The following is a 24,563-nucleotide window of genomic DNA, read 5'->3' as shown; positions in this document are numbered from 1 at the left end:
AGAAGAAGATGTGCAGCCGGCAGAAAAAGTGCAGCCAGAAGAAGATGTGCAGCCGGCAGAAAAAGTGCAGCCAGAAGAAGATGTGCAGCCGACAGAACCAACACAGCCAGAGGATGTGGCAGGTTCATATCAGAGTGATCCATACAAAAGTTTGAATCAGGAGCAGAATACTTCCTATGGTGAATCAAACAATTATGAGTATGGACAGGGGTATGGTCAGCAAAATCAGAATTATAACCAGCAGAATAAGAATTATACTCAGCAGAATCCAAACTATGGTCAGCAGAACCAGGGATATTATCAGCAGAATAATTTCAATGGAATGCCACAGAAGCCAGTGAACTGGGTTCCATATCTTATATTATCGATTATTTCAACATTATGTTGCTGTCTCCCGTTTGGTGTAGTGGGAATCGTGTTCTCAGCAAAGATCAATAGTGCTATGATGGCAGGAAATCTTGAAGAAGCACAGAATAATGCGAAGATGGCAAGAATCTGGATTATCGTATCCTTTGCAATTGGTATTCTCACATGGTTGATCTACATGGTTCTGATCGTGACAGGAGCAGTTTCCGGTTCAGCTTATTACTATTATTAAAAAGTGAGCGGATGATGATTTGGAAGATAAAGATGCGTGAAGCATTTCAAACAAAAAGGTCAGCCAGGATCATCGCAGTTCTGACGGGGGCAGTGATTGCAGTGGCCGCTGCGGGTTATCTCTTTTTTCATAATCCGCACCAGTATCCGCTGCCCTGCCTCTTTCATATTATTACCGGACTGTATTGTCCGGGGTGCGGTGCCGGGCGGGCAAGCTATTCTATTTTACATGGAAGATTTTATATGGCATTCCGGTATAATCCGATGTATGTGACATTACTCCCGTTTCTTGGGATGTATATTGTAGCACGATTGATTGACTGGATTTTGACCGGTGGTAATCATGTGGATCAGAAGATTAATCAGAAAGTCCTATATGTGGTATTAGTTATAGTGGTGGGGTTCGGAATCGTGAGAAATATTCCGATTTATCCATTTACATTGCTTGTGCCGGCGGGATATTAAAAAATAAAATCAGAGAAACGAAGTTCTTTCAGATTCTGTTTAAATGAGTGACAGAGAAAGAACTTCATTTTTCATTTTTTGATTTATTAAAAAGCATGACTAGGAAAATTCTCAAGAATATGGTATTATGAAAAATGATATATTGTGATGTAAGTGTCAAAAGTAAATTTTGCCACTCACTGATGTAACCGGATTGCTCCATTGCTATGCAATTCCCGCAATCCTCGAACACCTCAAACTCCCATAAAATGGCGTATTCACACCATTTTATTCCGTTTTCGGTGTTCGGCGTGTCAATAAGTATAAATTGCTTATTTGTGCGAGCACAAACGCAATTTATACTTTTGACACTTACATCATATTGTGCGTAAAGAAAAGTAACGCGTCAACCTGAAGGAAAGACCGAAGGTTATCATTCATCGGTGATCCGATGAAAAGTAACAGGATATGGAGGAATGAAGAATGATTAATAAACTGGTAGAGAAGATCAAAAAGACAGGTGCACCAATCGTAGTTGGACTCGATCCAATGCTGAACTACATCCCACAGCACGTACTTGATAAGGCTTATGCAGAGTATGGTGAGACTCTGGAAGGAGCAGCAGAGGCAGTATGGCAGTTCAATAAGGAGATTGTTGACAAGACTTATGATCTGATTCCGGCAGTAAAACCACAGATCGCAATGTACGAGCAGTTCGGAATTCCTGGACTGATGGCATTTAAGAAGACAGTAGATTACTGTAAGTCTAAAGACCTTGTGATCATCGGAGATGTAAAGCGTGGAGATATCGGTTCTACATCTGCTGCTTATGCAACAGCACATCTTGGAAAGATTAAGGTTGGAAGCAAGGAATATACACCATTCGGAGAGGACTTTGCAACAGTGAATCCGTACCTTGGATCTGACGGAGTGAATCCATTTGTTGACGTATGCAAGGAAGAGAAGAAAGGTCTGTTCATCCTTGTTAAGACATCCAATCCGTCCAGTGGAGAGTTCCAGGACAGAATCATTGATGGAAGACCGCTTTATGAGTGGGTTGGTGAGAAGGTTGCCGAGTGGGGAGCTGACTGCATGGGAGATGAGTACAGCTACATCGGAGCGGTTGTAGGAGCTACTTATCCGGAGATGGGTAAAGTATTAAGAGAGATCATGCCGAAGTCTTATATCCTTGTACCGGGATACGGTGCACAGGGCGGACAGGGAAAAGACCTTGTTCATTTCTTTAACAAAGACGGACTTGGTGCGATCGTAAACTCTTCCCGTGGAATTATTGCAGCTTACAAACAGGAAGCTTATGCGAAGTTCGGACCGGAGAATTTCGGTGATGCATCAAGAGCAGCAGTTGAAGCAATGGTAGCTGATATCAGCGGAGCACTTGCAGCGGCAAAATAATTTACCATAGAAATTGAGAAATCCGCAGATCGTGTTTCTCATAATTTCAAGAAAGGAATTGCATAAGTTTATGGCAAAGCAGAAAGAAAATGCAGTAGTACATTCCCAGGAGCAGCTGGCGGATGGAATCTACAGCATGTGGATCAATACAGAGGCAGCAAAGGACGCAAAGCCGGGACAGTTTATTTCTATGTATACAACAGATGGAAGTAAATTACTTCCGCGTCCGATCAGTATCTGTGAGATTGATAAAGAGAACGGAAGACTTCGTGTTGTTTATCGTGTGACAGGACCGAAGACAGGAACAGAAGAATTTTCTAAGCTGAAAGCAGGAGATATCATTCCGGTGATCGGACCTCTTGGAAATGGATTCCCATACGAGAAGGCTGAAGGAAAGAAAGTATTTCTGATGGGTGGAGGAATTGGTGTACCGCCAATCCTTGAACTGGCGAAGCAGATGGACTGCGAGAAGAAACAGATCGTAGTAGGATACCGCGACGCACAGACATTCCTTAAGGAAGAGTTCGAGCAGAACGGAGAACTTTATATTTCCACAGAAGATGGAAGTGTCGGAACAAAGGGAAATGTTATGGACGCAATCCGTGAAAATGCTCTGGAAGCAGATATGATCTATGCCTGTGGACCGACTCCGATGCTCCGTGCGATCAAACAGTACGCAGAAGAGAACGGAATCGAGTGTTATATCTCACTGGAAGAGAGAATGGCATGCGGAATCGGTGCCTGTCTGGCATGTGTATGCAAGTCCAAAGAGAAGGACGCGCACAGCAATGTAAATAACAAGCGTATCTGTAAGGACGGCCCTGTATTCTTGTCTACGGAGGTGGAAATCTAATGAACATGAGCGTAAATATTGCCGGTGTAGAATGGAAAAACCCGGTAACAGTTGCATCCGGAACATTTGGTTCAGGGGAAGAATTTTCAGAATTTGTAGACCTGAACCGTCTTGGAGCAGTGACAACGAAAGGTGTAGCAAATGTACCGTGGGCAGGAAACCCGACCCCGCGTGTAGCTGAAGTTTATGGCGGTATGATGAACGCCATCGGACTTCAGAATCCTGGAATCGATCTGTTCTGCGAGAGAGATATTCCATACCTGAAGAATTTTGATACAAAGATCATCGTAAATGTATGCGGACACGCTCCGGAAGAATATCTTGCAGTTGTAGAGCGTCTTGCAGACGAACCGATTGATATGATGGAGATCAATATTTCCTGTCCGAACGTCAATGCAGGATTCCTTGCATTTGGACAGGATGCACATAATGTAGAAAAGCTGACAGCGCAGATTAAGAAGATCGCAAAGCAGCCGATCATTATGAAGCTGACACCGAATGTAACAGATATCACGGAGATTGCAAGGGCAGCGGAAGCCGGTGGAGCAGATGCGGTGTCTCTGATCAATACACTGACAGGAATGAAGATTGATATCAACAGAAAGACATTTGCAGTAGCGAATAAGACCGGAGGAGTATCCGGACCGATCGTGAAACCAGTCGCAGTGCGTATGGTTTATCAGGTTGCTCAGGCTGTTAATATTCCAATCATTGGAATGGGCGGAATTTCCTGTGCAGAAGATGCAATCGAATTCCTTCTTGCAGGTGCGAGCGCAGTGTCTGTAGGAACAGCAAACTTCCACAATCCGGCAGTGACATTGGAAGTGATCGACGGAATCGAAGCTTATATGAAGAAGAATGGCTTTGAGAATGTAAAAGATATGGTTGGTATTGTAAAATAAACCCGGAGAGAATTAATAAGATAAATGAATGAAAATGAGTGGAAGGACTGAAAACATTGACAGACTTCCACTTTTTTATTTACGCGAACAACGAGCCAAAGTCCGTGCTTGCACGAGACCTTGGCGACTGTCGCGATAACTTGAGAAACTCGCGGAGCGTGTTTCTCATAGTTTATGGACTTTAGTCTGTTGAGTCCATTGGAGTTTTTCGTTGATCCGAAAAATGTAGATGGACGAAACAATAAACCACCCGCTATGCGGGTGCGCGTCGATTGTTATACAAAAGAAATTACCTTTCCGTGTACAATAAAGTTGTTCAGGCTATATTGTAGAAAGGAAAGGTAATTTATGGCGAAGAAAGAATATTCACTCGCACATACAAAATGGATGTGCAAATATCATATTGTCTTCACACCAAAGTATAGACGAAAAGTAATTTACAATCAATACAAAGAGGATATTAGAGATATTATAAAGCAATTGTGCAGTTATAAAGGCGTTGAAATTATTGAAGGACATCTAATGCCAGATTATATCCATATGTTAGTAAGTATTCCACCAAAGATAAGCGTATCACCATTTATGGGATATTTAAAAGGAAAAAGTGCACTTATGATATTCGATAAACACGCAAACTTAAAATATAAATTTGGAAATTGTCATTTCTGGGCGGAAGGATATTATGTTAGCACAGTTGGATTAAATGAGGCAACAATAAAAAAATATATCCAGGAACAAGAAAAGCACGATATTGCAATGGATAAGTTAAGTGTAAAAGAATATGAGAACCCTTTTAAGGGTTAATGCCAAGTAGTAACAAAGCCCCTTAAGGGGTAGCGACGAGTTAAGAGCAATATGGCTTGAACGGAGCTGTGGGAAGGCTGTGTAAACAGAATTTCCATAGCCTAAAGAGAAAGCCAGCGCCTTGAGACGCGGGCCTAGTAACAAGGGCTTATAGCCCTAGAGCAAACCACCCGTTGGACGGGTGGTGGTCTTTTTTTAAAATAGCGGTACTACTTTTCTTTTCTTTTTAAGGAAACAATAATAGTAATCCATAATGGGATAGAAAAAGCATAGCACCTTACCAGTATGTCAAGGATATTCGTCTTTCCAATTACCTGAATCAAAATCAGTAAGATAATTCCAATCATGATTCCGATACTTGTTATGATAGCCGATAAATGCTTTTTCATAAATTCTTTTTCCTTCCTTTAATTCTGTTACATTCCACAAGATTTCTGGCAACACATATATCTTTCTTAAAAATAAATATTTTACACTACTTTCCTATATTTTTTCGATGTGAAATTAATATGCCAATGGATTCTCATCCTCTCATAACAAAGAATACTCGTTTTTATTGTAATAGTATTATATTATATATTTAGACAACTTTCAATAGACATTCATACTATTCTGACATTTTAGATAATTCGTTTTTCCATAATATTATCTTTCGCAGCACTGCGGTTCCTGCAGATAAAAATTTATTTGGCTTTCCTTACCGCTTATATAACTAAAATTTTTCTTATGAATAAGTTGTTTTTCTGCCGTTTTATTTTTTATGATGTGGGTGTCAAAAGTTACATTTTCTGTGACTGACAACTGCACATATTTTTTGTCCTTTGACAACTGAATAAATCTATGTTTTTGGTATTTCGATTCCGCGAAAGGGCGATTTATCATCCCTATGCCAGCTCAAAAGTTCTGCACTTCAGCTTCCCTTTGGTGTATCTCATCAGTTTAGTGATATTTAGGGAAGCAACTTTAAAGCCGAAGAACTGTTTGGTTCTCAGCGTTCCTCTGACCGGCATTTGATCTACCAGATATTTATTTCGGATGACTGATGGAACAGTCTCCACTCCATTTCGGATTCTTCCAATCCATGCCCAGGTGGCATCGTTCCATATTTCTGATGATTCTAAGATTCGTCTTCTTGATTTTAACGGAACCATCATGACTGCTGTTCTTTCTTTTATTGCAGGATTGCATTGGTTTTGGTATGGGCATCCTTCACACTGGTATCTGTAGAACGAAGCTCGTATGGAATCTGTTTGTTTAATATAGGAATTGCTCTTTGGCTTATTTCCAGCAGGACATTCGGTAATCTGTGTTCCGGCTCCGTTTACCTGAATTTACGGATATTTTCAGAAAGAGCTACAATACAGTCATGAATCAGATCTTTTCCGGTGGTCAGTTCATAAGCTGCATTTCTTTCGCGGAATCTGCTAAACGTCCGATTACTCAAAGGCTGGTTTTCATAACTGGTTGTATGAAGAGCGTACTGATATCGGAAATCAAACTCACACTCTTCAATAATCTCGTCATCCGTAAGTCCATTGAGTTCCTTAAGGATTAGGGCACCTACAATTACATTTACAGGTGCATTCGGACGTGAATTACGCTTATCACTATAGAGTGGGGCAAATATCATCTCATCAATGTTTGAAAAAATAATATTTGAAAATGGTTTTGCCCAAGATTTTTCCAGAATTTTCTGCTTTCTTTTAGATTTCAACTTTTCGGATTATATATACAAAAAGGCCATCACTTCTTATTATAAAAGCGACAGCCTTTTAGATACTATTTACGGTTTTCATTTATTAATTTCGGATTTCTCGAACTGTTCTATTAGCTTTTGCACGGTATTCCTCTGCCACTCGCATTCCTTCTACCACTCTGCATGCTTGATTGTAATAATACGTAACTGCCGTATCAAAAACCTGTTTTCTTTTTTCCAAATCTTTTTGCCTTGTTGAAATAATTTCAGATACTCCAATTTTTGCTGAACGGTTCCTGATATACTCTTCGCACGTTCATCAGGCATATCTGTATTGCATGTCAGTAAATTGTAAACCTCTTTCGGAAAGCTCTCTAATTTACCAATCCCCACAAGATCTGATTTTGATACATATTCCAGTAAGCTAACCTCTTTCTTCTTAAACGAATTTACTGTTACGTCCAGAAGGTTGCTTCCCTGTGGTATGATTTCCTTATTGTAAAACAATGAATTTCCGGTATCAAAAACAGGTGCCATCTTAACCAATCGGTGTAGTTGCGGATGATACAAAAATCCAAAATTGTTATAATGCCTGTCTGTATTACTCAGAATAAAATCTGTCAAAATCGTATATTCTAGTTGTTGACGGACTACCGCTTCTTCCATTCCATAATTCACAGCCTGACGGATAATCTCCTCGAATTCAGAGGAATCGTTTGGTATCTTAATATCCTTGATCAATTGATATGCAGACACTAATTCCAACTCATTCGAGGTAAATAACTGACATAAGGAACTCGGAACTTTTTCTCCATCTACGATTGCCGTGTCAACTCTATATTGGACATAATTATCCCAACCAAGTTTTTCATGAAGTTTGCTTGCAATCACTTCATTGATGGACTGCTGCCCATAATCATTCGCATTCACCTTCATTAGGTAACGGATTCCGTTCTCAATAACCCATTTCTTCTTCATCTCACCATTTAACGATGATGCCGGAGAGAACTTCGAGTAATTCGCATCCACATCCACATTCTTTGAATCTGTTAACAAACTTCCTAATTCATCGGTAAAATCATTTTCATAAAAGTTCAAGTCCTTCCAACAATGTTCTTCCCCAATCGGTTGCATCCAATTGGTAATTCTTCCGGAAGGTACACGTCTAATATATATTGTATTTTTCCTGAATAAATATCGATATCAACCATAGCAACATCAAAATCTTTATGCTTCAAAACATAAAGACCACAAGGTATGTTTGTTGAAATTGTACTTGTTTTATCTTGCATAACTGTCACCCTTTCGATTTTTTTCAGAAAAATAACTTATAGCTATTATACTTTATCTCTCTTGATTTCACAATCTTTTGTTCACGACAAGAGTATTAGCTAAAATAATTTATATAGAAAAATGCAGATACTTTGAATAATATAGGAAAGACCACAGTGGTGTTAGGCACTATTAAATTTCCATATCGGGGACCGATTGAAGAAATCCTTGCGCTTGCGACCTGTAAAGGGAACGGGGTACTGCATTCCCTAATCATTTAGTAAAGGAAATGCAAACCTATTTTTACAATAAATAACTCAAAACTATAATACGAAAAGAAAAATGTATGCTATCTTTATCCAAAAGAGAAAGATTGGCAGGAGGATGAAACATGGAAACAGCAAAAATAAAAGAATTGGTCTCCAGAATGACTCTGGAGGAGAAAGCATCTTTGTGTTCCGGGCTTGATTTTTGGCACACAAAAGGAGTGGAACGTCTCGGAATCCCTTCGGAAATGGTATCAGACGGACCTCACGGACTCCGCAAGCAGGACGATAAAGCAGACCATTTGGGAATCAACGACAGCATTCAGGCTGTTTGCTTTCCAGCGGGATGTGCAACCGCATCCAGCTTTAACCGTGAGCTGGTGACAAAACTTGGAGAAACACTGGGGGAAGAGTGTCAGGCAGAAAATGTAAGCGCAATCTTAGGCCCGGCTATGAACATTAAGCGTTCCCCGCTGTGCGGACGTAATTTCGAATACTATTCAGAGGACCCGCTTGTGTCAACGGAAATGGCAGGTGCGCTTGTCCACGGCGTCCAGAGCAAACATATCGGAACAAGTCCGAAGCATTTTATGGCAAATAACCAGGAATATCACCGCTTAACAAGCTCTTCAGAAATGGATGAACGCACCATGCGTGAAATTTACCTTGCTTCTTTTGAAGGAATGGTAAAGAAGGAAAAGCCGTGGACCATTATGAACGCATACAACAAGCTGAACGGCACATACCTTTGTGAAAACAAAGAAATGCTCACAGATGTGCTCCGCAGGGAATGGGGATTTGACGGCTATGTAATGACAGACTGGGGTGCGATGAATGACCGTGTGGAAGCTCTGAAAGCAGGCTGCAATCTGGAAATGCCGTCCTGTGAAGGCGCTACGGATGCGGAAATCGTTGCCGCAGTACAGGACGGAACACTGGATGAATCTGTACTGGACAAGTCCTGTGAAGAATATTTGAATGTTATTTTCAAATATGAGGAAAACAGAGACAAAAACGCGGTATTTCAGCATGAAAAAGACCATGAGACAGCCCGGGAAATCGAAGAGGAGTGTATTGTGCTTCTGAAAAATGAGGATGCGCTTCTCCCGTTGTCCGCAGACAAAAAGGTGGCTTTTATCGGCAAATACGCCGAGAAACCACGCTATCAGGGCGGCGGAAGTTCCCACATCAACAGCTTTAAAACAGAATCTGCAATGGACGCCGTAGAATTTCTCGCAACTGTAAAAAAGGAAAACATCACATTTGCCAAAGGCTTTGATGATGTTGAGGATAAAGCGGATGAAGCATTGGCTGCAAAAGCCGTAGAGGCTGCTGCAAATGCGGACGTGGCGGTAATCTTTGCCGGACTGCCGGACAGCTTTGAATCCGAAGGGTATGACCGGAAGCATCTTGGGATGCCGAACTGCCAGAACGCACTGATTGAAGCGGTGGCGGAAGCACAGCCGAACACCATTGTTGTGCTTCACAACGGCGCTCCGGTAGAAATGCCGTGGCTCGGAAAAGTAAAAGCCGTGCTGGAAGCCTATCTGGGCGGACAGGCTGTGGGCGGTGCAGTGGTCAATGTGCTTTACGGAAATGCAAATCCAAGCGGACGATTGGCGGAAACATTCCCACTTCGGATACAGGATACGCCATGCTATTTGAATTACGGCGGAGAACATGACAAATCGGTTTATTCAGAGGGCGTATTTGTGGGATACCGCTATTACACATCCAAAGAAATGGAAGTCCTGTTCCCATTCGGATACGGATTGTCTTATACGACCTTTTCTTACGGCAATCTTACGGTGGACAAAAAGGAGTTTAAGGAAAGCGAAAAACTGCTGGTATCCGTAGACGTAACAAATACAGGCGCATGTACAGGAAAGGAAGTCGTACAGCTTTACGTAGCGCCGAAGGGCGGAACAATCATCCGCCCGGTACGGGAGTTAAAAGCATTTGAAAAAACAGAACTTGCACCGGGTGAGACAAAAACCGTCACCTTTGAACTTGACAGCAGAGCCTATGCATACTGGAATACGGAAATCCATGACTGGCATGTGGAGACCGGAGCCTATGAAATCCAGATTTGCCGGAATGCACAGGAAGTGCTTCTGTCAGAGGAAGTACAGGTAGAATCAGAAACCGTCCTGCCGAAAGTGTATACCCTCAATTCCACAATGGGAGAAATCATGGCAGACCCGAAAGGAAAAGCCATATTGGAACAGGCAATGAGTGAAATGGAAGGAATGGACGGCGAGAGTACAGAGGAACAAATGCAGGATGATTCCGGAGTGATCAACGACGAAATGATGGCGGCAATGATGGAAGCCATGCCGCTCAGACAGATGCTGAGTTTTGTACCGGGAGTGACAAAGGAAGCACTGAACCAACTTGTTGCAGCGTTAAACGCAGCAGAATAAACTTATAGATATAACAAAAACCGCCGGGACAGGGGATTCGAGTTTCCTCTCTCCCGGTATTTTTCTGAAAAATTGTGTTACAAAATTATAATAATAAATTTATATTTATAATACGGAATACTCTTCAACTGTTAGAATAGTTAAAAAATGAACAAGCTGCATTAGGGAGGTCCGTATGAAAAAAATATCTTTAAACCAGAATTGGCAGTTTGCCAAAGGAACCATAACAATGATGGAGTTAATGATGGGAGAGGCAGGAAATATAGAAAATATTGATTTGCCCCATGATGCCATGATTTATCAGGAAAGAACTCCGGCAACTGCGAATGCACATCAGACAGGATTTTATCCGGGCGGTGAATATACTTACATGAAAAAGTGGGAGATTCCGGAAGCGTGGAAGGGATGTACAGTTGTTTTGGAATTTGAAGGTGTTGCAGATACCTGCCGCATTTATATGAACGGGGATCTTGTAACAGAGCATGTGAATCCATATACAGGCATTTTTGCAGACGTCAGCGGTTATCTGAAGTATGGACAGGAAAATGAACTGAAAGTAGAAGTATGCAGTATAGAGCAGTCCAGCCGCTGGTATAGTGGCGCGGGGTTATACCGTCCTGTGTATGCATGGGTGGGAAAGACTGTGCATATTCCTGCTCAGGGGGTGCGTGTTACAACAAGAGAAGCTGACTGTGAGGCGGCAGTCGTGGAAGTAGAGGTTCCAATCTGTAATCGGGGAATGGTTTCCGAAACGGTACAGGTGGAAATTACATTGACCGGACCGAATGGGACGGAAGCAGCCGCAGAGCACATACCGGTAACTGTTTTTGGAGAAAGCACGCAGATGTGCTGTCAGCGTTTGCTTGTAGAACATCCTGCATTGTGGAGTGATGAAACACCAAATCTATACTCCTGCCGGATTACAATTTCTGAGGATGAGAATCCAATAGACAGTGTAAATATTTCAACAGGAATCCGTACACTTCGGCTGAATGCAAAACATGGGCTGTTAGTGAACGGTAAACCAACGAAACTGAGGGGAACCTGTATTCACCATGATAATGGGATTATCGGAGCGGCAACATTTCCGGATGCGGAGTATCGGCGCTGCCGCCAGATGAAGGAAGCCGGATTTAACGCTCTTCGAAGTGCACATCATCCGATGAGTAAGGCAATGCTGGATGCCTGTGATAAACTGGGGATGCTGGTGATGGATGAACTGAGTGATATGTGGACTCGGACAAAGAATCCCCATGACTATGCAAATTATTTTCCGACACATTGGAAGCAGGATGTGTGGGACATGGTGGAAAAAAACTATAATCATCCATGCGTGATTTTGTACTCGACCGGAAATGAGATTCCGGAGGCGGGCACTCCAAAAGGGGCAGAATGGAATCGGAGGATTCATGCAGAAATGAAACGGCTGGATGCCACACGCTATACGACGAACGGAATCAATGGTCTGATGGCAGGAAATGACCGAATGGGCGAAATTATGTGCCAGGCTACAGGGATGACTCCGGAGCAGCTTGAAGCGATGCAGCAGCCGGATGAGCAGAAGCGTGGAGGCGCAGATGAAATCAATGGGATGGCTGAGGTTATGGTGGGACCGCTGGCAGATGCGATTGCCACCAGTCCGATTCTGGAAGAAATGATAGGAGAATTTGCTGCGGCAAATGACATTGCCGGATATAATTATCTGACGGCATTACATGAAGAAGATCACATACGTCATCCGAATCGGGTTGTGCTTGGCACAGAGACTTTTCCGGCGGACATTGTTCATTTGTGGGATATCGTAAAGCGCAATCCACATGTGTTAGGAGACTTTACATGGACCGGATATGATTATCTGGGAGAAGCCGGATGCGGTATATTCCATTATAATGGAGGAGTGAATTTTTCAGCGCATTGGCCGGACAGACTGGCAGGTATCGGTGACATTGATATTCTTGGTGATCGTAAACCAATCAGTTATCTGCGGCAGGCAGTGTTCGAAATTGGTCATGCACCGTCTATCGGTGTACTTCGGATGGATAAGGCAGGAATTGAAGTTGGAAAGACACCGTGGATGTGGAAGGATAATCTTGCAAGCTGGACATGGCCGGGATATGAAGGGGAAACAGCAAGTGTGGATGTTTATGCCAATGCAGATGAAGTAGAACTGTTCTTGAATGGGGAAAGTCTGGGACGAAAGTCGATTGGCGGAGTATATGTTGTGACGTATGAAGTACCTTATCATCCGGGAAAGCTGGAGGCAGTCAGTTATCTGAACGGGGCGGAGGCAGGCCGGACTGTCTTACAGACAGCAGGGAAAGCGGTGAAGCTTAAGGTTGAAGCTGACCGGAATGAACTTCCTGCTGACGGAGAAAGTCTTACTTTCGTAAAAATCAGACTGGAAGACGCAGCAGGAAATTTCAATCGTCGGGAAAGTGCAGCAGTTACAATTAAGGTAGAGGGATGTGCTGCATTGCAGGGATTTGGTAGTGCAGACCCGAGCTGCGAAGGAAGTTACCAGTCTCATACATGGAATACCTATGACGGCAGTGTAATGGCAGTAATCCGGGCTGCAAAATGTCCGGGGGAGGCAATCGTAACCATTTCAGCAGTAAATTTTGCAGAAGAAAAACTCGTTTTGAACATCAAATAGAAAGAAGCCTCGTCTGGTATATTAGTAGATTTTATGGGTCTGATTCCGATACTGTGTCGGAGTCAGACCATATTTTTTCTTAAATACAGTCTGAAAGTAAGCCTGACTGGAAAAACAAAGATAGTTACTGATTTCACTTAATGTCTTATCCGAATACGTCAGGAGACTTTTTGCCTCTTCCAGCTTACACCGCATAATGAAGCTGCAGACATCGAAGCCGAGCTCTTTTTTGAACTTGTTTGTCAAATAAGAGCGGCTTCTTCCGATATGCTCAGCTACATCGCCAACCCGAATGGATTCGTTGATGTGGTGAGTAATAAACTGAATACATTCAAATATTTCCAGAGACATTCCCTGAGGAATTTTATTTTGCGAAACCCGTTCCGTAAAATCAATCAGCATAGAATAAGACAAGGTTTCAATGTGGGAAATATTCTGCAGCTTTTCACATTCACGGATATATACATCGGCAAGCTGGTAAGCCTGTTCCATATCCATTCCTCCGGCAATGGCACTTCTTGTAACAATTGCGACAGTTGTAATGAAAACATTCTTTTCCTGCCGGAGGGAGTTGTCAGCCATAAGACCACCTGATAATTTGGAGGGGGTGTTTAACAATGTTTTCATTTTTTCGACGTCTCCATTTTGAATATACTGCAAAAGTTTCTGTTCAAACTGGTAGGTATTATGAAAATGCTGTTCTTCCTTTGCATTCATCACCTGATTGGAATGTACATTGGAAAACTCGCTGATGCTGCTTGTGTTTTCTAGATTAAAATGCTGTCCAACAGAAATATATTCATCGTTGAAACACAGGTGAAGCCAGGCAAGTGTCTGGAGAAACTGGTTAAAGGAAATCTGAGGAATATTGACCAGAAATTGGAGTATATCCGGTTTGTGTTCCTGACTGATTGCCCATTCCTGCATGAAAGTGCGAAGTGTAAGATCTGAAATAGGTGTGCTGAATACAGGACCAATGATGATTACGCAATCAGCATGCTCCGGCTTTATATAACCATAATAGCCGAAGGACTGCGCGATAAAATAGTCCGGGTTTTTTGTGAAATGTCGGAAACCGGACAGGATGCCTTTAAAAACAGACGGGTCTTCCAAAATCGAAGGAAAGGAACAGTCATCGTCGGGTGAAGCGTGGTAATAGCCAATCGGTATGGAGGTTGATGCATAAAATAATTCACAAAATGCCTTTAAATCAGTAATCATGGAAGACTCCTTTCCAGGTAAAACCGTACTTTTAAACTCTCTTTGAAATGGATGTAATACTAATTATAAGGCGTTCTATTTATAAAAACAAGGACAAAATTGAAATATTGTAATCAATATTGTAATACAAAAATCATATGATTTGATATTTTATAGATAACTCAATGAAAGTATTTAAAAGGAGGACTCAACATGGGAATGGAAGATTTTTGGGAACAGCTTCCGACAGGAAAAGAAGATAAACCATTGCTTTTTGAAATGGGACCGCTGGAGTACGATTTTCATGATATTGACGGATTGTATTTTATGCTGGATCGTCGACTATCCGGCTGTCTGCTTATGATGTGGGCAAAGCCGATGAATCCGGATATTCAGGGAACCGTCACCTTAGATAGCAGGGTGGTATCCGGCTGTATCAACCAGTATATGGAAGTTATGGGGAATATGTGGGTGCTTGGAATTCCGCTTCGTGGACTTGTGACAGAGTACGGTCGGGAATATCAACTTCACGTGGAAGGTTTTGTGGATATGGATGGGAATGAGATGAATCCGCAGGATTTTACGGTCAGAGGTGTGGAAAAAGTGAAACCGAAGCCGGAAGATGCAGCACATGAACAGATTGCACTGGAAGCCGCCAGGGAGGGAATCGTTCTTTTGAAAAATGAGGCAGAAGTTCTTCCGCTGAAGAAGGGAACGGTATTGAATCTGTTTGGCAGAGGTATTCACGAATTTCGTATCGGAGCAGTGGGGGCAGGCAAAATCAATCCTCGCTACAGTGTTAATTTTGTGGAGGCTGCCAGGGAAGGAGAAGCTTATTCACTGAATGAAGAACTGGTTGAATTTTACGGCTGCGACAGGGATGAGATACCGGGGGACGAGATGTTGATGCGTGCAAAGAATTTGTCCGATACGGCAATCGTGTTCCTGACACGTGCAGCAGGAGAAAACCAGGATGCTTCCACGGCGAAAGGGGAATACTATCTGAGCGAGGATGAAGAAGCACTTATTGCAAAAATAACGGATACATTTGCAAAGACAATTGTGATTTTAAATGTCGGATATCCGATTGATGTGACATTTGCAGAAAAGTATGCAGTTGCAGGACTTATATATTCGGGATTTGGTGGAATGCTTGCAGGACCGGCACTTTTGGATATCCTGAGCGGGGCTGTAAATCCGTCAGGGAAGCTGCCGGATACATGGGCAAAGGATTATTTTGATATTCCGTCGTCGAAAAATTTCTATGACTGTGTGGATAAAACACGTCTGACAGCAGATGAAAATATATATGTGGATACTTGTTACGAGGAAGACATTTATGTAGGATATCGTTATTTTACAACATTCAGGAAAAAAGCGGCGTATCCGTTTGGCTACGGATTAAGTTATACGGAGTTTTGTATCAGGCAGGAGAATATTCGATTTGACGGGGAAGTACTGGAACTGGATGTATATGTGAAGAATGTCGGGGAAAAAGCCGGAAAAGAAGTTGTTCAGGTTTATGTAGGCAAACCGGAATCAGAACTGGAGCAGCCGGAAAAAGAACTGGTATTCTTTGAAAAAACAAAGGAACTGCTTCCGGGAGAGGAACAGAAGATTTCGGTTCATGTTCCGGTGAAAGTATTGACTTCATATTCGGAAGAAAAAGCGGCGTATATTTTATCAAAAGGATATTACCGTATTTATGTGGGAAACAGTATTGAAGCAGCGGAATGCGGCGGATTCGACGAAGAAGAAACAAGAATAATCAAACAGGTAACCAACCTGCTTTGCTGCGATTGCAAATTTACAAGATTATCCAAAACAAATCCGGATGATACATGGCCGACAGGAGCGCATTCCGGAGTGGTCAAAAATAAGTTGACATTTTTGCCTTATGAGAAGAGGAAACATTATCCCGCAAAGTTTGATATGGAGAAACCAAAAGAGAAGGTAACATTTGATGCTGTAAGAAAAAATCCGTCACGTGCGGCTGAGTTTGTGGCACAGATGTCACCGGAGGAACTTGCCCGCATCAGCGTCTGTGCCTCGGCTGGGTGGGGAATGGAAGGTATTGGTGAGGCAGGTCGTGTGTTTCAGACAGAAGGATATGATTTGCCGGACTTTCCGGTGAGCGATGGAAACAGCGGAGTCAATCTGAACATCAAAAATATTGGAATGCCGTCAGGCGTTACAATCTGTGCTTCGTTCAATAAAGAATTATCGGAAGCAATCGGGTGTGTAATCGGGGAAGAAGCGAAGACATTGGGCATGCCGCTGGTTCTTGCCCCGGCATTTAATATTCACAGAAATCCGCTAAATGGACGACAGCCGGAATATTTTTCGGAAGATCCGTATTTGTCCGGTGTCATGGCTGGATTTTATGCAAAAGGATTGGAAGGAGCCGGGGTCGGAGGCTGCTATAAACATTTTATCGGGAACAACTGTGAATCTTCCAGAAAGCGAAATCAGAGTCTGATTTCCGAACGTGCAATCCGGGAAATTTATTTTCGGACTTTTGAATATGCGATGGATGTTCATATGCCAGCCAGCTTTATGACGGCGTATAATGCGGTAAACGGCTGCCCGACAGCAGCGGATGAAGAACTTCTACAGGGGCTTCTCAGAGAAGAAAATGGGTTTGCCGGTTTTGTAATGACGGATTGGACAACCTATGACAGTGTAGATGTGGCAGCAATGGTACAGGCGGGAAACTGCTGGATTACACCGGGCTCTAATGATGATACATATACCGGTCAGATAAAGAAAGGATTGGAGAACGGTACCATAGACACGGCAAGACTTCAGGAGAATGTTACCGCTCTGATTCGTACAATGGCAAAATTTTCATAGAATAGAAAGAATCAGAAAAACAAAAAGAAAGAGAGGAAATGTATATGATTCGTGATTTGACAATAGAATACAGAAAAAATCCGATAGGAATCGATGAGAAACCACGTTTCTCATGGAAGCTGGAGAGTGAAAAGCAGGATGTTGTGCAGACAAGCTACCAGATTCAGGTTGTCAGCGGAGGCCAGCTTATGTGGGACAGTGGCCGGGTGGAAAGCGACCAATCCGTTCTGGTGCCATATAAGGGTGCTGCATTGAAAGAGATGACCGTTTATCAGGTGCAGGTCAGTGTATGGGATAATTGCGGAGAGCTGGGACAGGTGACAGGAAACTTTGAAACCGGTTTGATGAGAGAAGAAAACTGGAATGCAAAATGGATTACCCATACACTTCCGGCTGAAGAGACTGCATGTCCGGTATTTGTCCGCAGCTTTTCTCTGGACAGACCGGTGAAGAGAGCAAGGCTGTATGCGACCGCCTGTGGTGTATATGAGGCACTTATTAACGGAAGGAAAACAGGAGACTTGTTCATGGCTCCGGGCTGGACATCTTATCATCACCGACTGCAGTATCAGACTTATGATATTACGGAACTCCTGGAAAAAGATAATGAGATTACGGTTACTGTAGGAAACGGGTGGTATAAGGGAGAACTCGGGTTTGATGCAAGACCGAATATTTACGGCGACAGAACGGCTTTGCTGGCAATGGTGCGTATCGAGTACGAAGACGGGGAAACTATCTGCATCGGCACTGATACGGACTGGCATGTGGAAACAGGAGAAATTCTGTTTTCCGAGATTTATCACGGTGAGATACAGGATTATACAAAAGAAAGAAGGCAGGTGGGAAAGGCAGTTCTGTTTGAACATACGGATGATATCGGGCAGATTGTGGCGCAGGAATCCGAGCCGGTCCGGGTAACGAAACGGTTTGATGTAAAGGAAAGGATCGTGACTCCAAAAGGAGAATTGGTGTTTGATTTCGGACAGAATATGGCAGGACTGGTAGAAATACGACTTCCAAAACTTATGGGAGACAGATTAGTTATTCGATATGCAGAAACACTGGATAAAGATGGAAACTTCTATACAGAGAATCTGCGGACGGCAAGATGTACAGATACATTTATATACGGAGAAAAGCAGGTGGGAATGCTTGTGATGCCGCACTTCACTTTCCACGGATTCCGTTATATTTGTGTGGAAGGCGCAGGAACGGAAACAGAGGCATCGGATTTTACGGCATGTGCAATGCACACAGACATGCAGCCGACAGGAACATTCACATCCGACAACACGTTGGTTAACCAACTGCAGAGTAATATACAGTGGGGACAGAGAGGCAACTTCCTCGATGTTCCGACAGACTGCCCACAGAGAGATGAACGGTTGGGCTGGACCGGAGATGCACAGGTATTCTGTGGTACAGCCTCCTACAATTTTCACACAGCACTATTTTTCCGAAAATGGCTGCGGGATATGGCGGCAGAGACCAATCCGGAGTGGGGCGTACCTCATGTTGTTCCGAATATTCTCGGAAATCAGGCGGGAGCAGCGGCATGGAGCGATGCTGCGACAATCATTCCGTGGACGATTTATAAGGTTTACGGGGATAAAGAGATGCTTGCGGAGCAATTCCCGATGATGAAGAACTGGGTGGATTATATACATGCGAGAGTCTCGAAAAACGGATTGTGGCAGAGTGGATTCCAGTATGGAGACTGGCTGGCACTGGACATAGAATCCGGAAGCACCGACCGGACAGGTGGAACGGACAAATATCTGGTGGCAAATGCTTATTACGCATATTCGACCAGGATTGTGCGGGATGCTGCGGATGCATTGGGGTATGCAGAGGAAGCAAAAGCATACGGTGACTTATATGAAGAAATAGTAGAAGCCATTCATGTGGAATACGTGACAAGAAGCGGACGAATGGTCAGCGAGACACAGGCAGCCTGTGTGCTGATGCTGTACTTTGACTTGATAAAACCGGAATTTCGTAATCGTATTTTGGAGACATTGGAGTTGAATATCGGAGCCCACCATAATCATCTGACGACAGGTTTTGTGGGTACACCGTATCTGTGTCATTGTTTGTCAGAAAACGGTCTTCATGGGTTGGCGGATGAGATCTTTATGAAAGAGGATTTTCCGGGCTGGCTCTATGCAGTAAAGAAAGGCGCAACAACAATCTGGGAGCGTTGGAATTCCATTCTGCCAAATGGGGATTTTGACGAATCAGGTATGAACTCCCTGAACCATTATGCGTACGGTTCGATTGGAAGCTGGCTGTACGAAAAAGTTGCAGGAATACGCTGTATGGAACCGGGATATAAGAAAATACGGATTCAGCCGACGCTGACAAAGGGAATGACAGAGGTGTCCGCAACTTATGAATCCATATATGGAACAATCGTAAGTGCATGGAGCTGCAGAGAAGGAAAAATCTGCGTGGACGTGCAGATTCCGGCGAATACAACGGCAGTTATCCAGCTTCCGGAGAAAGAAGCGGAATTCACGGTTGGTTCCGGCAGATATCATTACGAGTACAAGACGGATACCAATCTGAAATTCGAGAAATATTCGTTGGAGTCAACACTCGGAGAGTTGGTCGCCGAAGAACTTGGCCGCAGTATGTTTGAAGAAATGGTGCCGGGAATGCTGGAAGACCCGCTGATTAAGTTTGCATTGTCCATGACCATATCCGATCTGCTTATGCAGGATGCGCAGGCAAAGCCAATGTATCTGGCAGTCATTGATGCGCTGAACGCTGCAAATTCAAAATTATAAAAAATAAGCTAAAATTAAAATACGGACAATTAGGAATGTGATATTTTAAGCTTACAGGATATCAAGAAAAAATGTGATACGAAATGAAGGAGGAACACAATGAGTAAAAAACCATTAGGAAAGGACAAATTCGGCGTTCAGAAAGTAATGCGCGTGAAGGATTACTTCGGAGACGCTACGGGACAGTTCGCATTGAATGCGATGTCCACACTGGTAGGACAGCTTACATACTTCTATACGGATAAGGTTGGTATGGCTGCCGGGGCGATTGCAACAATGTTTATTGTCTGTAAGATTATTGACGCATTTACAGACCTGATTATGGGAAATATCATTGACCATACAAAACCGGGAAAAGAAAAATATCGTCCGTGGCTTTTGAAAGCGGGAATTCCGGCAGGTATTGTAATGGTTCTGATGTTTACGGTGCCGAAAATAGGAGATATGGGACAGATAATTTACGTGACAATAACGAACATTCTTCTGACAGCAGTATTATATACGGCAATGGCAATCCCTTATAATTCGCTTATGACCGTTCGTACGAACAGCCAGGAAGAACGAGGCATCATGGGAACATGGAGAGCGGCAACCGGTTATGTGGCAGGTATGATATTTGCAATCTGTATGATTCCGATTACGAATGCACTGGGCGGAAACCAAAACGCATGGATTAAATTTGGCTTTATCATGGGAATTATTGTAATACTGGCAGCCTTGATTTGTTATGCAACAAGCCGTGAGACAGCAACAGAGGCAGGAGCGGTAGTAGAAGTGAAAGAAGAGGATGAAGAAGTGATTCCGTTTAAGGAAGCACTTGGAAAGCTGTTCCACAACAAATACTGGGTGATTGTTCTGGTGGTGAATCTGCTCTCATGCATTATATATGGTCTTGCAGCGGGTGCGGGAGTATATTACTGTAAATGGATTTTCGGCAATGACAACCTGGTCGGCGTTCTCGGAGGAATCGGAATGATTCCGACCCTGTTAGGATTCATACTTGTAGGACCGATGATTAAGAAACTTGGTGTTGTGAAAACGCTACTGGTGAGCTTTGCAATGGGGGCAGGAGCAAATATACTGCTTCTCTTCACAAAAGACATCTTTATTTGCTACGCATTGTTCGGAAGTATTACAACATTTGCAACCATTCCGATGATGTGTCTGGTTGGAGTTATGACGGCAATGTCAATTGATTATAATGAATATAAATATGGTGTAAGAATGGTAGCAATCTCCAACAGTGCATCCAGCTTTGGTGGTAAAGTGGGAAGCGGACTCGGAACATCTATCATCGGCTGGTTCCTTGCGGCAGTCGGCTATGATGCTGCACAGACTGTAGCGCCGGCAGCTACAAAAATGGCAATTTACGGATTCGCTATTGTAACACCGTTAGTGATATTTGTTATTATGTTTATTCTTGTAAGCAAGTTTGATCTGGAAAAAACACTTCCTGCAATGAAAGAAGAAATTGCAAAAAGAAAAGCACAGAATGCCTAAAAAACGCCAAAAGGAGAAATATTATGCTGAAAGGAAAAATAGCAGTAGTAACTGGAGGTACACGCGGAATCGGGTATGCCATTGTGAAAAAATATCTGGAGAATGGTGCAAAGGTCATATTATTCGGTTCCCGGCAGGAGACAGTAGATAAGGCACTGGCATCCTTAAAGGAAGAAAATCCGGAATGGGAAGTATCCGGTGCCTGCCCGAGTCTGACAGACGCAAAAGAAGTGGCAGACGAAATCCAGGCAATTCACAGAAAATACGGAAAGATTGATATTCTTGTAAATAATGCGGGTGTATCTGACAGTATGATGACGATAGATTGCAATCCAGAGCATTTTCAGGAAATAATCAATCTGAATGTAAACGCAGTATTTAACGCAATTCAGCCATCGGTAGAACTGATGAAGGAGCAGGGCGGAGGCTGCATTATCAACACAAGTTCTATGGTAAGTAAGTACGGGCAGCCAGGCGGAGTGGCTTATCCTACCAGCAAATTCGGGGTAAACGGTCTGACAATCTCTCTTGCAAGAGAACTGGGACAATATGGAATCCGTGTCAATGCAGTTGCACCTGGAATTACCAGAACAGATATGGTGGCAGCACTCCCGGAGGAAGAAATTCAGCCGCTCATTGCAACGATTCCTCTTGGAAGAATCGGAGAACCGGAAGATGTGGCAAATGCATGCCTCTTTCTCGCAAGTGAACTTGCAAGTTATGTGTCAGGAGAAATTTTAGCTGTGGATGGTGCAACAATCTGCTAAGTTTTCAAAGTAGAATAGATAGAAAAAGTAAAATGCGGGTGGCGGCGACTTATTTTCTTACACAGATAATCCTTGTGAATCTGCTGGATTCTTCAACAGATGGAACAGGCTGAGTCATCACCAGTGCAAAAAAGGACACTTTTTTTTTACAAAGGAGTGTCTTTTTTTGCTGTGTAAAAATTCGTATCATATAGCTATAACAAGGAGAAGAGGAGGAAAAGCTATACGCAGCCACTGGAATTCAGAAGCAACCCTTCAATACCATCTATCAGCTTATGGCGCTTCGCAAAAATGCACAGGAGGAACTGGATAAGGCAGATAAACTTCTGATGATTCCGGATTATTTCCATTATCTTCTTACAGGTAAGCCGGTGCAGGAATACACCAATGCGACAACCACACAGCTTGTGGATCCGGTGACAAAGGACTGGAACTGGGAGTTAATCAGAAGGCTTGATTATCCGGAACATATTTTCCAGAGGATTGAGCTTCTAGGACATGAAATTGGAACCCTTCGCAAGGTAATCCGTGAGGAGGTCGGCTTCGACTGCAAGGTGATTCTTCCGGCGACACATGATACAGGAGCAGCGGTTATGGCGGTTCCGACGGTGAGCGAACATCCGCTGTATATCAGTTCAGGCACATGGTCTCTTATGGGAACGGAGCTTACGGAAGCAGACTGCAGCAGGAACAGCTGTCAGAAGCTTCTAAGCAAGAGCTGGCGGAGCCAGAAGAGAATGAGTTTCTGGATTACTCGTTTGGTGTGTAAATTATGGATTCGTGTTGATTTTCAATTGATAAAGAAGAAGTGGCATGATATAATTAACCACACAATGAGTGTGTGTGATAAAGGATGGCGAACAGTATGGAATTAAGTGAGAAAATACGTGCTTTGAGAGCAGAGACCGGTTTGAATCGAAAACAGTTTGCAGAACATTTTCAGATACCACTTCGAACGGTAGAAGAGTGGGAAGCGGGTCGCAGAAAGCCTCCTGAGTATATTCCACGGCTGATAAAGTATCAGATTTTGTATGAGCAGCAATTTGGGAAGCAAAACAAGAAGGAACACGATGATACTGTTTGAGGTCACAGTTTGTGACCTCAGAATGAGTACACAGATTGTAAACTTGAAGTCGCAAATTGCGACTTCAAAAATGGATTGGAGGATTCGATGGCAAAAGATAATAGTGAATTGATTGACGTAAATTCAGATGAAAATGATAGGGTTAGGGAAGCAAGCCATATACAGAGTCTTATATATGTTATTAGAGGAAAACAGGTAATGCTCGATAGTGATTTGGCAATTTTGTATCAAGTTGAAACAAAAACTTTTAATCAGGCTGTAAAAAGAAATATTGAAAGATTTCCTGAGAATTTCAGGTTTCAACTAAAAAAGGAAGAGTACGACTCTTTGAGGTCACAATTTGTGACCTCAAAAGAAGGGAGAGGTGGAAGAAGATATCTGCCATATGTTTTTACAGAACAAGGTATTGCAATGCTTTCTGCGGTGCTGAGGAGTGATATTGCAATACAAGTCAGTATCAGGATAATGGAAACATTTGTTGAAATGCGTAAATATATGGCAAACACGTCACTTTTGTATGATCGCATGAATGCAATAGAAGAAAGACAGATAACTTATCAAAATGAAACAAATGAAAAATTTGATAAAGTATTTGCATATATTTCTGACCACGAAGAATCACAGCAGAAAATTTTTTTTGATGGACAGATATATGATGCGTTTAGCTTACTGATAGATCTGGTAGCTAGTGCAACGAAAAGTCTTGTATTGGTTGATAATTATGTCGATGTGGGAACTTTAAATATTCTGTCCAAGAAGAAAGAGAAAGTATCGGTAACGATTTACACAGTTAGGAAAACCAGATTGTCAGAAAAAGATATTGAAACTTTCAATCAACAGTATCCCAAACTTGAAGTGAACTACACAGGTGTATTTCATGACAGGTTTTTAATCATTGATGACAAAAAAGCGTATCACATTGGTGCATCATTAAAAGATGCAGGAAAGAAATGTTTTGCTATAAGCTTATTAAACGATTCTGGTGTGATATATGATATTTTACAGAGGCTGGATATAGAAACAGAAGAAAACGAATCATAAAGA

The 24,563-nt window shown here is 42.7% G+C and carries 20 protein-coding genes and 1 pseudogene; 15 read left to right on the top strand and 6 right to left on the bottom strand.

What is annotated here, in order from left to right; all coding sequences use genetic code 11:
* The 6 genes from LI162_RS04625 to tnpA form a co-directional block, all read left to right on the top strand.
* The coding region (locus LI162_RS04625) for a CD225/dispanin family protein (protein ID WP_227155865.1) at positions 1 to 598 on the top strand (598 nt) is incomplete at its 5' end.
* Positions 599 to 630: 32 nt separating this feature from the next.
* Positions 631 to 1,062, top strand: a complete 432-nt coding sequence (locus LI162_RS04620; RefSeq protein WP_020436088.1) for a DUF2752 domain-containing protein — start codon at positions 631 to 633, stop codon at positions 1,060 to 1,062.
* 462 nt (positions 1,063 to 1,524) lie between these two features.
* Entirely contained in the window at positions 1,525 to 2,454 is a 930-nt protein-coding gene (gene pyrF / locus LI162_RS04615) for an orotidine-5'-phosphate decarboxylase (RefSeq protein ID WP_155204357.1), read from the top strand.
* A 70-nt stretch (positions 2,455 to 2,524) separates the two neighbouring features.
* Positions 2,525 to 3,307, top strand: a complete 783-nt coding sequence (locus tag LI162_RS04610) for a dihydroorotate dehydrogenase electron transfer subunit (RefSeq protein ID WP_015527963.1) — start codon at positions 2,525 to 2,527, stop codon at positions 3,305 to 3,307.
* Positions 3,307 to 4,209 carry a dihydroorotate dehydrogenase gene (locus LI162_RS04605; protein ID WP_015527962.1) on the top strand — a complete coding sequence of 301 codons (903 nt, stop codon included), beginning with the start codon at positions 3,307 to 3,309 and terminating at the stop codon, positions 4,207 to 4,209. The genes LI162_RS04610 and LI162_RS04605 overlap by 1 nt, the downstream gene beginning before the upstream one ends.
* Before the next feature lie 348 nt (positions 4,210 to 4,557).
* Entirely contained in the window at positions 4,558 to 5,013 is a 456-nt protein-coding gene (gene tnpA, locus LI162_RS04600; protein ID WP_020436085.1) for an IS200/IS605 family transposase, read from the top strand.
* Between the two features lie 209 nt (positions 5,014 to 5,222).
* On the opposite strand, the gene LI162_RS04595 is transcribed toward tnpA, so the two are convergent.
* From LI162_RS04595 to LI162_RS04575, 5 genes are all read right to left on the bottom strand, one after another.
* Positions 5,223 to 5,402 carry a hypothetical protein gene (locus LI162_RS04595; RefSeq protein ID WP_020436084.1) on the bottom strand — a complete coding sequence of 60 codons (180 nt, stop codon included), beginning with the start codon at positions 5,400 to 5,402 and terminating at the stop codon, positions 5,223 to 5,225.
* 495 nt (positions 5,403 to 5,897) lie between these two features.
* Positions 5,898 to 6,254 carry a transposase gene (locus tag LI162_RS15885; RefSeq protein ID WP_242849388.1) on the bottom strand — a complete coding sequence of 119 codons (357 nt, stop codon included), beginning with the start codon at positions 6,252 to 6,254 and terminating at the stop codon, positions 5,898 to 5,900.
* 80 nt (positions 6,255 to 6,334) lie between these two features.
* Positions 6,335 to 6,727, bottom strand: coding sequence for a transposase (locus LI162_RS04585; RefSeq protein WP_227155863.1), 393 nt, complete (start codon positions 6,725 to 6,727; stop codon positions 6,335 to 6,337).
* Between the two features lie 153 nt (positions 6,728 to 6,880).
* Positions 6,881 to 7,843 (bottom strand): HipA domain-containing protein, encoded by a 963-nt coding sequence (locus LI162_RS04580; protein WP_055157683.1) that lies wholly within the window; start codon positions 7,841 to 7,843, stop codon positions 6,881 to 6,883.
* Positions 7,804 to 8,001 carry a hypothetical protein gene (locus tag LI162_RS04575; protein WP_144366189.1) on the bottom strand — a complete coding sequence of 66 codons (198 nt, stop codon included), beginning with the start codon at positions 7,999 to 8,001 and terminating at the stop codon, positions 7,804 to 7,806. The genes LI162_RS04580 and LI162_RS04575 overlap by 40 nt, the downstream gene beginning before the upstream one ends.
* Positions 8,002 to 8,372: 371 nt before the next feature.
* Here LI162_RS04575 and LI162_RS04570 point away from each other — a divergent pair, with 371 nt between their 5' ends.
* Complete coding sequence (locus tag LI162_RS04570; RefSeq protein ID WP_155204355.1) at positions 8,373 to 10,670, top strand: glycoside hydrolase family 3 C-terminal domain-containing protein; 2,298 nt, start codon at positions 8,373 to 8,375, stop codon at positions 10,668 to 10,670.
* 175 nt (positions 10,671 to 10,845) lie between these two features.
* Complete coding sequence (locus LI162_RS04565) at positions 10,846 to 13,323, top strand: glycoside hydrolase family 2 protein (RefSeq protein WP_055148873.1); 2,478 nt, start codon at positions 10,846 to 10,848, stop codon at positions 13,321 to 13,323.
* A gap of 21 nt (positions 13,324 to 13,344) precedes the next feature.
* Here LI162_RS04565 and LI162_RS04560 read toward each other — a convergent pair whose 3' ends face one another.
* Positions 13,345 to 14,544, bottom strand: coding sequence for a helix-turn-helix domain-containing protein (locus LI162_RS04560; protein ID WP_055160423.1), 1,200 nt, complete (start codon positions 14,542 to 14,544; stop codon positions 13,345 to 13,347).
* Positions 14,545 to 14,736: 192 nt separating this feature from the next.
* Here LI162_RS04560 and LI162_RS04555 point away from each other — a divergent pair, with 192 nt between their 5' ends.
* The 7 genes and pseudogenes from LI162_RS04555 (at position 14,737) to LI162_RS04525 (ending at position 24,560) form a co-directional block, all read left to right on the top strand.
* A complete protein-coding gene (locus LI162_RS04555; RefSeq protein ID WP_155204351.1) occupies positions 14,737 to 17,376 on the top strand; it encodes a glycoside hydrolase family 3 protein in 2,640 nt (879 codons plus the stop codon).
* Between the two features lie 44 nt (positions 17,377 to 17,420).
* Complete coding sequence (locus LI162_RS04550; RefSeq protein WP_055157691.1) at positions 17,421 to 20,168, top strand: alpha-L-rhamnosidase; 2,748 nt, start codon at positions 17,421 to 17,423, stop codon at positions 20,166 to 20,168.
* 99 nt (positions 20,169 to 20,267) lie between these two features.
* The gene (locus tag LI162_RS04545) at positions 20,268 to 21,668 is read left to right on the top strand and encodes an MFS transporter (RefSeq protein ID WP_144366180.1); all 1,401 of its coding nucleotides are present in this window, start codon (positions 20,268 to 20,270) and stop codon (positions 21,666 to 21,668) included.
* A gap of 23 nt (positions 21,669 to 21,691) precedes the next feature.
* A complete protein-coding gene (locus LI162_RS04540) occupies positions 21,692 to 22,435 on the top strand; it encodes an SDR family NAD(P)-dependent oxidoreductase (protein ID WP_020436139.1) in 744 nt (247 codons plus the stop codon).
* 221 nt (positions 22,436 to 22,656) lie between these two features.
* Positions 22,657 to 23,310: pseudogene (locus tag LI162_RS04535) on the top strand (FGGY family carbohydrate kinase); the annotation flags it as partial.
* Positions 23,301 to 23,519, top strand: a complete 219-nt coding sequence (locus LI162_RS04530; protein WP_055157695.1) for a helix-turn-helix domain-containing protein — start codon at positions 23,301 to 23,303, stop codon at positions 23,517 to 23,519. The pseudogene LI162_RS04535 and the gene LI162_RS04530, both read left to right, overlap by 10 nt.
* Before the next feature lie 87 nt (positions 23,520 to 23,606).
* Positions 23,607 to 24,560 (top strand): ORF6N domain-containing protein, encoded by a 954-nt coding sequence (locus LI162_RS04525; protein ID WP_055157697.1) that lies wholly within the window; start codon positions 23,607 to 23,609, stop codon positions 24,558 to 24,560.
* The last annotated feature ends 3 nt before the right edge of the window (positions 24,561 to 24,563 follow it).

Origin of the sequence: Mediterraneibacter sp. 210702-DFI.3.120 (assembly GCF_020561005.1) — a bacterium.
GTDB classification, from domain to species: domain Bacteria; phylum Bacillota; class Clostridia; order Lachnospirales; family Lachnospiraceae; genus Mediterraneibacter; species Mediterraneibacter faecis.
This window is presented reverse-complemented; position numbering and strand designations above follow the sequence as displayed.